This window comes from Hydrogenophaga sp. (assembly GCF_041633695.1).
Lineage (GTDB): Bacteria > Pseudomonadota > Gammaproteobacteria > Burkholderiales > Burkholderiaceae_C > Hydrogenophaga.
Genome location: NZ_JBFJMY010000101.1, coordinates 1 through 11,905 on the forward strand (window position 1 = coordinate 1; position 11,905 = coordinate 11,905).

The 11,905-nt window shown below is 63.7% G+C and carries 14 protein-coding genes and 2 tRNA genes; 2 read left to right on the forward strand and 14 right to left on the reverse strand.

Translation table 11 applies throughout. The annotated features are described in order from the left end of the window. Positions 1-81 precede the first annotated feature (81 nt). The 10 genes from ABYB95_RS08515 to ABYB95_RS08560 form a co-directional block, all read right to left on the reverse strand. Positions 82-155 (reverse strand) — tRNA-Gly (locus tag ABYB95_RS08515). 76 nt (positions 156-231) lie between these two features. After that, positions 232-317: transfer RNA gene (locus ABYB95_RS08520), tRNA-Tyr, on the reverse strand. A gap of 67 nt (positions 318-384) precedes the next feature. Continuing rightward, complete coding sequence (locus ABYB95_RS08525; protein ID WP_372658040.1) at positions 385-1,122, reverse strand: uracil-DNA glycosylase; 738 nt, start codon at positions 1,120-1,122, stop codon at positions 385-387. Between the two features lie 4 nt (positions 1,123-1,126). Further along, entirely contained in the window at positions 1,127-1,927 is an 801-nt protein-coding gene (trpC, locus tag ABYB95_RS08530) for an indole-3-glycerol phosphate synthase TrpC (protein WP_372658041.1), read from the reverse strand. A 39-nt stretch (positions 1,928-1,966) separates the two neighbouring features. After that, positions 1,967-3,046, reverse strand: coding sequence for an anthranilate phosphoribosyltransferase (gene trpD, locus ABYB95_RS08535; protein ID WP_372658042.1), 1,080 nt, complete (start codon positions 3,044-3,046; stop codon positions 1,967-1,969). Positions 3,047-3,064: 18 nt separating this feature from the next. Beyond that, entirely contained in the window at positions 3,065-3,712 is a 648-nt protein-coding gene (locus tag ABYB95_RS08540) for a LysE family translocator (RefSeq protein ID WP_372658043.1), read from the reverse strand. A gap of 30 nt (positions 3,713-3,742) precedes the next feature. Further along, positions 3,743-4,819 (reverse strand): low-specificity L-threonine aldolase, encoded by a 1,077-nt coding sequence (gene ltaE, locus ABYB95_RS08545; RefSeq protein WP_372658044.1) that lies wholly within the window; start codon positions 4,817-4,819, stop codon positions 3,743-3,745. A gap of 58 nt (positions 4,820-4,877) precedes the next feature. Continuing rightward, complete coding sequence (locus tag ABYB95_RS08550) at positions 4,878-5,459, reverse strand: aminodeoxychorismate/anthranilate synthase component II (RefSeq protein ID WP_372658045.1); 582 nt, start codon at positions 5,457-5,459, stop codon at positions 4,878-4,880. 3 nt (positions 5,460-5,462) lie between these two features. Next, positions 5,463-5,774: a chorismate mutase gene (locus ABYB95_RS08555; RefSeq protein WP_372658046.1), complete on the reverse strand. Its 312-nt coding sequence runs from the start codon at positions 5,772-5,774 to the stop codon at positions 5,463-5,465. Next, on the reverse strand, positions 5,771-7,369 hold the full coding sequence (locus ABYB95_RS08560) for an anthranilate synthase component I family protein (protein WP_372658047.1): 1,599 nt from the start codon (positions 7,367-7,369) through the stop codon (positions 5,771-5,773). The genes ABYB95_RS08555 and ABYB95_RS08560 overlap by 4 nt, the downstream gene beginning before the upstream one ends. 452 nt (positions 7,370-7,821) lie before the next feature. Between ABYB95_RS08560 and ABYB95_RS08565 the strand changes: the two genes are divergently transcribed. Then, positions 7,822-8,418 carry a chalcone isomerase family protein gene (locus ABYB95_RS08565; RefSeq protein ID WP_372658048.1) on the forward strand — a complete coding sequence of 199 codons (597 nt, stop codon included), beginning with the start codon at positions 7,822-7,824 and terminating at the stop codon, positions 8,416-8,418. A gap of 4 nt (positions 8,419-8,422) precedes the next feature. On the opposite strand, the gene ABYB95_RS08570 is transcribed toward ABYB95_RS08565, so the two are convergent. Then, positions 8,423-9,130: a phosphoglycolate phosphatase gene (locus tag ABYB95_RS08570; protein WP_372658049.1), complete on the reverse strand. Its 708-nt coding sequence runs from the start codon at positions 9,128-9,130 to the stop codon at positions 8,423-8,425. 117 nt (positions 9,131-9,247) lie between these two features. Between ABYB95_RS08570 and ABYB95_RS08575 the strand changes: the two genes are divergently transcribed. Continuing rightward, positions 9,248-9,943 (forward strand): class I SAM-dependent methyltransferase, encoded by a 696-nt coding sequence (locus ABYB95_RS08575; protein ID WP_372658050.1) that lies wholly within the window; start codon positions 9,248-9,250, stop codon positions 9,941-9,943. Positions 9,944-9,991: 48 nt separating this feature from the next. On the opposite strand, the gene ABYB95_RS08580 is transcribed toward ABYB95_RS08575, so the two are convergent. The 3 genes from ABYB95_RS08580 to ABYB95_RS08590 form a co-directional block, all read right to left on the reverse strand. Further along, positions 9,992-10,312: a non-heme iron oxygenase ferredoxin subunit gene (locus ABYB95_RS08580; protein WP_372658051.1), complete on the reverse strand. Its 321-nt coding sequence runs from the start codon at positions 10,310-10,312 to the stop codon at positions 9,992-9,994. Positions 10,313-10,315: 3 nt separating this feature from the next. Further along, positions 10,316-10,798 carry a nuclear transport factor 2 family protein gene (locus ABYB95_RS08585; RefSeq protein WP_372658052.1) on the reverse strand — a complete coding sequence of 161 codons (483 nt, stop codon included), beginning with the start codon at positions 10,796-10,798 and terminating at the stop codon, positions 10,316-10,318. Positions 10,799-10,800: 2 nt separating this feature from the next. Then, positions 10,801-11,905: aromatic ring-hydroxylating dioxygenase subunit alpha (locus ABYB95_RS08590; RefSeq protein ID WP_372658053.1), on the reverse strand; the 1,105-nt coding region annotated here is incomplete at its 5' end.

Sequence of the window (11,905 nt, forward strand, 5' to 3'; positions counted from 1 at the left end):
AGTGCTCTACCACTGAGCCACAAGGGCCAAGGTGATCGGCACACCGATCACCCCGAAATTCAATCCGACACCGAAGGGACATGGAGCGGGAGACGGGAATCGAACCCGCGTCATCAGCTTGGAAGGCTGGGGTTCTACCATTGAACTACTCCCGCCCGAACAGACTGGGTCACTCAGACCCAACTTACCCGGAGCGCGGCTTCCCATTCGCTCACATATCACATCGATCGCTGGTGGAGGAGGCTGGATTCGAACCAGCGTACGCGTAAGCGGGCAGATTTACAGTCTGCTGCCTTTAACCACTCGGCCACCCCTCCATAGCGCAGCCCTTGATTATGCCACGGATTTTTGACGTGGCACAGCTACCCGAAAAATCAAGACGCTTCACCAGGCGATGGCGGGACTGCCCTTTTGCGCCAACCAGGCGTTGGCGGCACTGAAATGGCCGCAGCCGATGAACGGCACCGGTCCGCGGCTGGCGGAAAGTGGCGATGGGTGGTTTGCACACAACAGCAGGTGGCGACCCGCATCGATCAGACCCGCCTTTTTCTGGGCATGTGCACCCCAAAGCAAAAACACCTTGGGCTCGCCCGCTTCGCTGCATTGGCGGATCACAGCGTCGGTCAAGGCCTCCCAGCCCCAGCCGGCGTGGCTGGCGGCTTGACCGTCCTCCACTGTGAGGCAGCTGTTCAGCAGCAACACCCCTTGCTCGGCCCAGCGCACCAGAGAGCCCTGGGCCGGCACCGGCAGCCCCAGGTCGCGCTGCAACTCTTTGAAGATATTGCGCAGGCTGGGCGGCGTTTTCACGCCCGCCGCCACCGAAAAGGCCAGACCTTCGCCTTGGCCTGGTCCATGGTAGGGATCTTGCCCCAGCAGCACCACACGAACGGATGCAAGCGCAGTGAGTGCCAACGCACGCAGCGGTTGGGGGGGGTAAATTGTCGCGCCATCCCGTAGCCGGTCCCGCAAACGTTCGCGCAAGCCCTGCCCGGCGGGAGACGCCCAGAAAGCATGGGTCAATGGCTGCCAGTCGGGCGTGACCGGCCAGTCCGTCGGATCGCACGCCGACAACACGGCCGGCCCGCTTGGGGCTTCACCCCAGTTCAGCTCGGTCTGGGCCAAGGGATCAGCCAAACAGCTCGGCCAGAGCCAAACCGGGTTCGGGCGCGCGCATGAAAGCTTCGCCGACCAGGAAGGCATTGACCTGGGCCGCGCGCAGGGTTTGCACGTCTTCGCGGTTGACGATGCCCGATTCGGTGACCAGCAGCCGATCTGGCGGCACATCGGCCCGCAGGCCCAGGGTGTTTTGCAGCGACACCTCGAAGGTCTTGAGGTTGCGGTTGTTGATGCCCAGCAGCGGGGTTTTGAGCTTCAGGGCGCGCTGAAGCTCTTCGCGGTCGTGCACCTCGACCAGGACCGCCATGTGCAGCTCCATGGCCAGGGCCTCGAGCTCGGCCATGCGGACATCGTCCAGGCACGCGGCGATGAGCAAGATGCAGTCGGCGCCCATGGCCCGCGCGTCGTAGACCTGGTAGGGGTCGACCATGAAGTCCTTGCGCAGCACCGGCAGGTCGCAACTCGCCCGCGCCTGCTTGAGGTAGTCGCTGCTGCCCTGGAAGAACTGGTGGTCGGTGAGCACCGACAAACAGGCTGCGCTGATCTGGCCGTCGCCTTCGGCGTAGCTCTGGGCGATGTCGGCGGGGATGAAATCGGCGCGCAACACGCCTTTGCTCGGGCTGGCCTTTTTCACTTCGGCGATCACGGCCGCTTGTCCGGCTGCGATCTTGGCGCGCAAGGCACCTTCAAAGTCGCGCGTGAGCACGCGGCTTTCGGCGTCGAAGCGCACCACCTCAAGCGGCTTTTTCCGCTTGGCCGCGGCAATTTCTTCGTGCTTGACGGCGACGATTTTCTGGAGGATGTCACTCATGGGAATAGGTCCGGAAGGCAAAAGAGAAAAGAAGCGGCTTCAAGCGCTGGCACTCGGTGCAGCAGCTTGCGTGAACGCCGTCAAGGCCGCCAGCTTTTTCAGCGCAGCACCCGATGCGATGGTGCGCTGCGCCAGGGCAACGCCTTGCGCCATGTCTTCGCAAACATTGGCGGCGTAGAGCGCCACACCGGCGTTCAGCGCCACGATGTCGATGGCGGCCTTGAGAGCCGGATCATCGCGATTGTCCAACACCCCCATCAACATGGCGCGCGAATCCTCGGGCGTTTCCACCCGCAGCGCGCGGTTGCTGGCCATGGTCAGACCAAAGTCTTCGGGGTGGACTTCGTATTCGCTGATCTCGCCATTCCGAAGCTCCCCGACCAGGGTCGCAGCGCCCAGCGACACCTCGTCCATGCCGTCGCGGCCATACACCACCACCGCATGTTCGGCGCCCAGGCGCTGCAAGGCGCGCACCTGGATACCGACCAGATCGGGGTGGAACACGCCCATCAGGATATTGGGGGCCGAGGCCGGGTTGGTCAGCGGGCCCAGGATGTTGAAGATGGTCTTGATGCCCAGCTCGCGGCGCACCGGCGCCACGTTTTTCATGGCTGGGTGGTGGTTGGGCGCGAACATGAAACCCAGGCCCACTTCATCGATGCAACGTGCGATCGCCTCGGGCGGCAGGTTGATGTTCACGCCCAGCGCCTCCAGCACATCGGCGCTGCCGCTCTTGCTGGAGACGCTGCGCCCACCGTGTTTGCTGACCTTGGCCCCCGCTGCGGCGGCCACGAACATGGAGCAGGTCGAGATGTTGAAGGTGTGCGAGCCGTCGCCGCCGGTGCCGACGATGTCGACCAGGTGCGTTTTGTCGGCCACCTCCACCTTGGTGGAGAACTCGCGCATCACCTGTGCGGCGGCGGTGATTTCGCCGATGGTTTCCTTCTTCACCCGCAAACCCGTGATGAGCGCAGCCATCATCACCGGCGTCATCTCGCCTTTCATGATCAGCCGCATGAGGTGCAGCATCTCGTCGTGGAAGATTTCGCGGTGCTCGATGGTGCGTTGCAGCGCTTCTTGCGGGGTGATCTTGTGTGCGTGGGCGAGGTTGTGAGGCATGGAGGTCTCCAGATCGATTTACGGTGCGGAATGGGCGGACGTGGCCAGCTTCCAGCCGAAGCCGACAAAAAGCAAGCCGGCCGCGCGGTCCAGCCAGCGCATGCCGCGCTGTACCGCATGGACGCGGCGCGCCAAACCGGCGGCCAGCCAGGCATAGCCGAAATTGATGGGCAGCGAATTGAGGTTGAACAACAGGCCCAACAGCAAAAAGGCGCTGAGCTTGTCGGGCGCATCGGGGGCGATGAACTGCGGCACAAAAGCCAAAAAGAACAAGGCCACCTTGGGGTTGAGCACGTTGGTCAGAAAACCGCGCAGGTACACCCGCTTCAGGTCCGGCGCAGCGGCGTCGGCCACCACAGCCAAAGGTGCGGAGGGCTGCTGGCGCGAGAACAACAGACGCAAGCCCATCCACAACAAGTAAGCAGCGCCCACCCACTTCAGCGTCGTGAAGGCCGTGGCCGAGGTGGCGAGCAATGCGCCCACACCGAGCCCGGCCGCCAACACGTGCACAAAACAACCGCTGACGATGCCCAAGGCCGCCACCATGCCGGCACGCACGCCACTCTTGAGCGCGTTGCTCACGATGTAGAGCACGTCGGGCCCAGGCGTGAGGTTGAGCAGCCAGCCCGCGGCCACGAACATCAGCAGGTGTTGACTATCGGGCATGGGGTATGGGCCTCTGGCGCGCCGCGGGTTTCAATAAACGGCGGAGGTACCGCCGGGCCTGGGCAAGTCGGTGCCCGTGCCATTGCTGAAGAAGCCGCGTATGCACGCCAGCGCGTGGTCTATGCCCGCCGCATCCACACCGAGGTGGGTGACAAAACGCAGCCCGATCAAACCGGTGGCCCGCACGCCTAGCTGCTCCAGGTGGCTCAGCAAGGCCGGGCCGCGACCGTGGTCCACGTCCACAAACACGATATTGGTCTGCGCCGAGCGCACCGCCAGCCCGTCGATACCCACCAGGCCTTGGGCGAGGCGCTGTGCCAGCGCGTGGTCGTCGGCCAGGCGGTCGACATGGTGATCGAGCGCGTGCAAAGCGGCCGCTGCCAGCAGGCCGGACTGGCGCAAACCGCCACCGGCCATTTTCCGCAGGCGGCGCGCACGCTCCATCAGCTCGCGAGAACCGCACAGCGCCGATCCGACGGGTGCGCCCAGGCCTTTGCTGAAGCACACCGACAGGCTGTCGAAGTGGTCGGCAATGTCGCGCACACGCGCCTCGGCATTTTGTCCGGGCGCAAGCGAGGCCACCGCCGCGTTGAATACACGGGCGCCGTCCAGGTGCGTCGCCAGGCCGTGTTCGCGCGCGAGCTGCGTGGCTTCGCGCAGGTAGGCATCGGGCATGGCGTTGCCATTCCAGGTGTTTTCCAGGCACAACAAGCGGGTACGCGCAAAGTGCGGGTCGTCCGGTTTGATCGCGGCGGCGATGTCGCTCAAGGACATGCGGCCTGTGGCGTCTTGTGTCAGGGGTTGCGGCTGCACGCTGCCGAACACCGCAGCACCGCCCCCTTCGTAGCGGTAGGTGTGCGCGTTTTGGCCCACGATGTATTCGTCGCCACGCTGGCAATGCGCCAGGATGCCGCAGAGGTTGCTCTGCGTGCCCGAGGGCATGAAGAGCGCGGCCTCTTTGCCGGTCATCGCGGCGATGCGCTCCTGCAAGGCGTTGACCGTGGGGTCATCGCCAAACACGTCGTCGCCCAGCGGGGCGGCCATCATGGCCGCGCGCATGGCCTCGGTGGGCTGGGTCACGGTGTCGCTGCGAAGATCAACCAACATCAGAAAACCCTTCCATCAGGAAATACCCACATCCAAGAGCATCGCGGCAGGGGCTGCGTCATGCCTGCTCCAAAAAGTTCTTCAACATGGCGTGGCCGTGTTCGGTGAGGATGCTCTCGGGATGGAACTGCACGCCCTCCACCGCCAGCGTCTTGTGCTTCACGCCCATGATTTCACCATCGTCGGTCCAGGCCGTGATCTCCAGGCAGTCCGGGCAACTGGCCCGTTCGATGGCCAGCGAGTGGTAGCGGTTGACCGTGAACTGTTGCGGCAGATCGGCAAACACGCCTTGCTGCGTGGTGGAGATGACGCTGGTCTTGCCATGCATCAGCTCTTGCGAGCGCACGATTTTTCCACCGAAGGCCGCGCCAATGCTCTGGTGGCCCAGGCAGACCCCCAACACCGGCAGCTTGCCCGCGAAGTGCTCAATGGCCGCCACCGAAATGCCCGCTTCGGCCGGTGAACACGGCCCGGGGGAGACCACCAGGCGGTCCATGCCCCCGGCCTGGAACAAGGCGTCGAGCGCCTCGACGCTGGTCTCGTCGTTGCGGAACACCGTCACCTCGGCACCCAGCTCGCCCAGGTACTGGACGATGTTGTAGGTGAAGGAATCGTAGTTGTCGATCATCACGAGCTTCATGGCTCAGTCCTCCCGGCGCAGGCGCGCAAACTCGCCGTGCTCGTATGCGATAAAGGCGTCGATCATGGCCCGGTAGGTCGCTTCGACGACCGCCTCGGAACCCTGCAAATCGCGCGCCAGGGACTTCACCCGCTCGACGATGAAATCGATGCGCGGCTGGTCGTACACCTGGTCTTGGTGCGGCTTGATGCGCGCGGCCTGGGCCACGTAGCCACCGCGCTCGACCAGCAGCGGCACGATGCGGGCGTCCAGCGCATCGATGTGGCGTCGCACATCGTCCATGGTGTCGCAATGTTCAACAGCGTGCGGGTTCATTCCAGCCCCTCTTCGACCAGCTCGGCCGCGCGCAACAAGGCCCGCGCCTTGTGCTCGGTTTCGCGCCATTCCATTTCGGGCACCGAGTCGGCCACCACACCGGCCGCCGCCTGCACGTACAGCATCTGGTCCTTGATGATGCCGGTGCGGATGGCAATCGCCACATCCATGTCGCCGGCAAAACTCAGGTAACCACAAGCGCCACCGTAGATGCCGCGCTTGGTGGGCTCGAACTGGTCGATCAGTTCCATGGCGTGCACTTTGGGCGCACCTGTGAGCGTACCGGCGGGAAAAGTCGCCTTCAACACGTCCATGTTGCTCAGCGGCTGGCCATCGGGGGCGTCGATCAAGATGCCTTCGACATTGCTCACGATGTGCATCACGTGGCTGTAGCGTTCGACCGCAAACGCCTCGGTCACTTTCACGCTGCCGGTCTGGGCGATGCGGCCAATGTCGTTGCGCGCCAAGTCGATCAGCATCACGTGTTCGGCCCGCTCCTTGGGGTCGTTGATCAGCTCCACCTCGGTGGCCTTGTCTTTCTCGGGCGTGGCGCCCCGGGGCCGGGTACCGGCCAGCGGTCGGATGATGACTTTCTGCGCGAACCGAGCGCTCCCCGCTTCGCGTGCTTCGCTGCCCCCCAAGGGAGCTTGGGCGCCTTGGGGCGACCCGGCGTCGCTCATGCTTCGCTCCACCGCCTCCTGGCGCACCAGAATCTCGGGCGAAGCCCCCACCACGTGGAAATCGCCGAAATGGTAGTAATACATGTAGGGCGATGGGTTGAGCGAACGCAGCGCCCGGTACAGGCTGAGCGGCGACTCGGTATACCGCTTCTTGATGCGCTGGCCCACCTGCACCTGCATGAAATCGCCATTGGCGATCATCTCCTTGGCGCGCTCCACCGCTTTGAGATAGTCGGCCTTGGCGAAATCGCGCTCGGCCGGATAGCTCTGGCTGGGCTTGACCACCGGTGCGCTCACCGAATACTTCAGCGCCTCTTTGAGTTCGCGCAGGCGCTTCTTGGTATGGGCATAGGCCTCGGGCAGCGCCGGGTTGGCGTACACGATCAGGTAGAGCTTGCCGGACAGGTTGTCGATCACCGCCAGCTCTTCGCACTGCAGCAACAAGATGTCGGGGCAACCCAGGGTGTCGGGCGGGCAGGTGTTTTCCAGCTTCTTCTCGATGTGGCGCACCGCGTCGTAACCAAAGTAGCCCGCCAGCCCGCCACAGAAGCGCGGCAACCCTGGCCGCAGCGCCACCTTGAAGCGCTTTTGGTATTCGGTGATGAAATCCAGCGGATTGCCGCGTGCCGTTTCCACCACCACGCCGTCGGTGACCACCTCGGTCTGCGCAGCGGCCCCAAAACCCGTGGCCCGCAACAAGGTGCGCGCCGGCAAACCGATGAAGCTGTAGCGGCCAAAACGCTCACCACCCACCACCGATTCGAGCAAGAAGCTGTACTTGCCATCGCCCCGGCCATGCGCCAGCTTGAGATAGAGCGACAGCGGGGTTTCCAGGTCGGCAAAGGCCTCGACCATCAAGGGGATGCGGTTGTAGCCATGGCTGGCCAGGCTTTTGAATTCCAGTTCGGTGATCATGTTCAGACTCTCCATCGGCTCAACCGGGCTTGATCGCGGTTGACACCGTACTTCTGGGGTTCCCGGTCGGGCAGGCCACCGGGCGGGGAGCGGGATGGCAGAAGAAGGAGCTGGGTTGACCGGTCCACCTTCCGCGCACCCCGGAGGTGTGCACGTTTACGCTGGGCGACGCCAGGGCCAGGCTCCCCGGCCAGAGCGGCTCGGTAGAACATGGGTGAAACGGGTGCGTGCTGGGAACATGGTGTGCAAAGTGTAGCAAAGCCCGCGCACCACTTCGCCAAGTCTTTGCGTCCGCGCAAACCGCTGGTCGGCTGCGGCTTACCTACGGAGAAACCCTTCTTGCGGCGCACCGGAAGCCACGGGAGAATCCCCGAACAAATAGAACGGTCGTTCTATTTGTTGTGTCGCGACCTTGGTACGCGGCCCTCGCTTCACCACACCTGCACCACACCATGAACCTACTGCGTCTTCTCTCCCGCCGCGCCCTCGTCCTGTGCGCCGTCGCATGGGCCACAGCCGCCGTGCAGGCGGCCCCGTTTGAAACGGCGGGCGTGGTCCTGGAAGACAAGGTCACGGTGGCGGGGAAAGCGCTGAGCCTCAACGGTGCGGGCGTGCGCTACAAGGCCGTGTTCAAGGTCTACGCCGCCGGCCTCTACCTGGGCGAAAAAGCGGGCACCACCGACGAAGTGCTGGCCGCCACCGGCCCCAAGCGCATGACCATCACCATGCTGCGCGACATCGATTCGGCCGAACTGGGCAAGCTCTTTTCACGCGGCATGGAAGACAACATGGACCGCTCCGCCTTCTCCAAGCTGGTGCCGGGCGTGTTGCGCATGAGCCAGGTCTTCACCGACCACAAAAAGCTCAAAGAGGGCGACAACTTCATCCTCGACTGGATTCCAGGCACGGGCACGGTGCTCACCGTCAAGGGCAAAGTGGAAGGCGAGCCGTTCAAGGAGCCCGAATTCTTCAACGCGCTCATGCGCATCTGGCTGGGCCCCAAACCCGCCGACTGGAAACTCAAGGAAGCCTTGCTCGGCAAGCCCTGACGGTTCAATGCGCCAAGCCACTGCCCGCGTCGGGCAGCAGCAGGTCGGCCAATGAATCCAGCAAACGGTCGTGCGGTGCGCCTTCGATCGGCTCGCCATGGTTGTAGCCATAGGTCACCAGCGCCACCGGGCAACCCGCCGCCCGCGCCGCCAAACCGTCGTTCTGTGAATCGCCCACCATCAGCGTCTGAGCCGGTGCGGAGCCCAGCGCTTCACAGGTTTTGAGCAGCGGCAGCGGATCGGGCTTTTTGCGCTCAAAGCTGTCGCCACCAAACACACACTCAAAAAACCCGTCCAGCCCTTTGGCTTGCAACAAGGGGCGGGCAAAAGCCAGTGGCTTGTTGGTGAGACAGGCCAGGCGCAAGCCCCGGGCGCGCAGACCGGCCAGACCTTCCAGCACGCCGGGGTAGACCGCGCTGTGCGCACCGTTGATGCTCAGGTAGTGGCGCTGGTAGTGCTCGTAGGCCATGGGCAGCTGGGCGCTGGCCTGCTCAGCCCCCAGTCCGCCGTGCACCAACGCCGAATGGATCAAATGCTCGGAGCCTTTGCCCACCATGTGTTCAATGGTTGTGCGCTCCAGCGCAGGGCGGCCCAATTCGGTGAGCATGCGGTTGAGCGCCACGTCGAAATCGCCCAGGGTATCGACCATGGTGCCATCCAGATCGATGATGGCGGACTGCCAGCGCTGCGGAGGGGGTTGAATAAAGTCCATAAACTTGACGTGATTTTGAAGCAGCGGAAAGAATACCAGCGCCCAGAAATTTTGACGGCTACCGTGTCGGCGGCTCTCTGGAATTGCTCGACGCCATAGCGTTCCCACACAGCTCATATGCCCAACCCACCCATCGATCCATCCGCCCATTTCAACGATCCGATGGCGGTTTCCGCCTATGCCGACAAGGCCCGGCGCCTGGTCCCGGGGTGGGCCGACCTGCAAAAAATGGTCGCCTTGCTCGTCGCGGAGCGGGCACCGGAACAAGCCCGTGTGCTCGTCATCGGTGCGGGCGGTGGCGTCGAATTGAAGGTCTTCGCAGAGATGTACCCGCCGTGGCATTTTGTCGGTGTCGATCCGTCCAAACCGATGCTGGAACTGGCCGAGGCCGCGCTGGCACCGCACATGGCGCGCGTTCAGCTTCACCATGGCTACGTCGACACGGCACCGGCGGGGCCGTTCGATGCGGCGACTTGTCTGTTGACCATGCACTTCGTCGCCATCGACGAACGCCGGCGCACGCTGGAGGACATTCGGCGCCGCTTGAAGCCCGGTGCGCCGTTCGTCATGGCACACATGAGCTTTCCGCAAGCGCCGGGAGAACAGGCCTTGTGGCTCTCGCGTTACGTGGCCTTCGCCATCGCCTCGGGCGCCGATCCCGACGGTGTGCGCAACGCGGCATCGGCGATCAGCGCAAGGCTGCAGCTGCTGGGCCCCGATGACGAGGAAGCCATGCTCAAGGCCGCGGGCTTTGCGGGGACGCAGTTGTTCTATGCGGGCTTGGCGTTTCGAGGTTGGGTGGCGTACGCCTGAACATGGCGCGTTGGGCGTTCTCGACCCAAGTCGCCAGCAAACGATCCGTCAGCTGCCCAACTGTAGAAACACCCGCCCGTTTTCAATGCGCACCGGGTAGCGGCGCAGATCTTCGGTAACGGGCGCGCAGGTGGCTCGGCCATCCCGCACGTCGAACCGGCCCTGGTGCATGGGGCATTCGATTTCATGGCCCTCCAGAAAGCCGTCGCACAGCCGGGCATGGCCATGGGTGCAGATGTTGTCGGTGGCGAAGATGTCGCCTTCGACTTTGTACAGGGCAATGTCGTGCCCCGCCAGTTGCAGGCCGATGACATCGTCTTCGGGCACGCTGGACGCGTCTGTGGCGTCGGTCCAATGCAAGTCGCTCATGGTTCAGATCGGGTAGATGATGGAGTTGGGGATCATTTCGCTGTCGTAGACGCAGTAGCGCGACGCGAACTTGAGACCTTGGGGGGTGCGCACGATGACGTCGATGTAGCGACCGACATTGAACACCGTCGACTCTTGCGACAGCTTGGTGCGAAAGACCGCGTAGTTGGCTTCGCACTCAAAGCGGTCTTGCCCCACCTTGTGGAACAGCGGTGCACCCACCACGTGGCGCTGGTAGTACGGGTCGTGGAACAAGGTTTCCTGGATGCCGTAGGCGCGGTCTTTCAGCATGCCCTTGCTCTCGAAAAACAAGGTGGCCAGCGGGAACCCGCGCTCGTGGTTTTCGCGCGGGATCAGCTTGTAGATGCAGTCTTCGGTGAAGAACTCGGGCCACAAGTCCCAGTTGCCGGAATCGACCGCCTGGGCGTAGTCGGCGTGGAGTTGTGCGACCTGCAGATAGTCTTCGAATCGGATCGGGTGTTCCATGTTCAGGCCTCCATCACTTCGCGCCAGTAGCGGTACATGCCGCGTATCAGCGTTTCGGTGACCATGTGGTCGGTGTCTTCCACCTCGCGCCCGTCCAACTCGGCCAGGGTGCGGTGGAAGGGTTTTTGCTCAAAGCCCTGTTGCGAGAACTCGATCACTTCGCCATCGTCGGCGGACACGAAGCCGGCCGGGCCGAAGAGGTTGGCCTGGCGCAGGCGCCGCTGCGTCATCTCGTCGCTGTCGTCGTCAAAACCGAAGTGCGTCCAGACAAAGTCGAACGAGCCGTGGCCGTCGGGCTGGATGTGGCGCGTGGACACGCTGTTGACCTGTTGCTGCAGGATGACGCTGGGGAACAGCGTCATCATCACGGCGGTGGGGACCGGTGCTCCCTCACTCGGCGCTTCGCGCATTTCGCTGCCCCCCGAGGGGGCGTCCGACGCCTTGGGGCTGCCCGGCGGCGTCGGGCCCGCCCACCAGGACTCGGGCACGATGTCGAGAAAGCGCGGATCGTTCAGCGCCATGCTTTCCTTGAAGCTGGACACTTGCGTCACCTGGTCCGCCTTGCCGGACTGCCCGCGCGTGGAGATCATGGCCGCGTGGCGGTGTCGGGCGTCCATCTTCAGCTCGCTCTTGTTGTCGGCACGCCAAAGCCCGAAGGTGACGAACCAGGTGTGCAGCAAACCGGGGTGGTACGGGTCTTTGATGTTCTCTTGCATCAGCTTCCAGTTGCCCGGAATGCGCTGGCGGTTGTAGCCCAGTATGCGCAGCTGGCGACCGTTGAACAGGCGGTCGAAATAGCCCAGGATGACCGGCCCCATGAAGTCTTCCAGCGATTCGATGCCGTGGTCGAAGCTGGCGAACACCACACCGCCGCGCGTCGCGACCTTGAGCCGGTTCAGGCCATGGTCGGCGGTCTTGAAGTCGGCGGGCATGCCACCGTTGACCTTGCCGTCTTGTTTGACGCCACGCCGAAACGGCACGCCCTGCAGATCGCCTTGCAGCGTGTAGCTCCACTGGTGGTAGGGGCAGACAAATTCTTTCTTGTTGCCATGGCGTTCGCGGCAGAACTGCATGCCACGGTGCGCACACACGTTTTCCACCACCCCG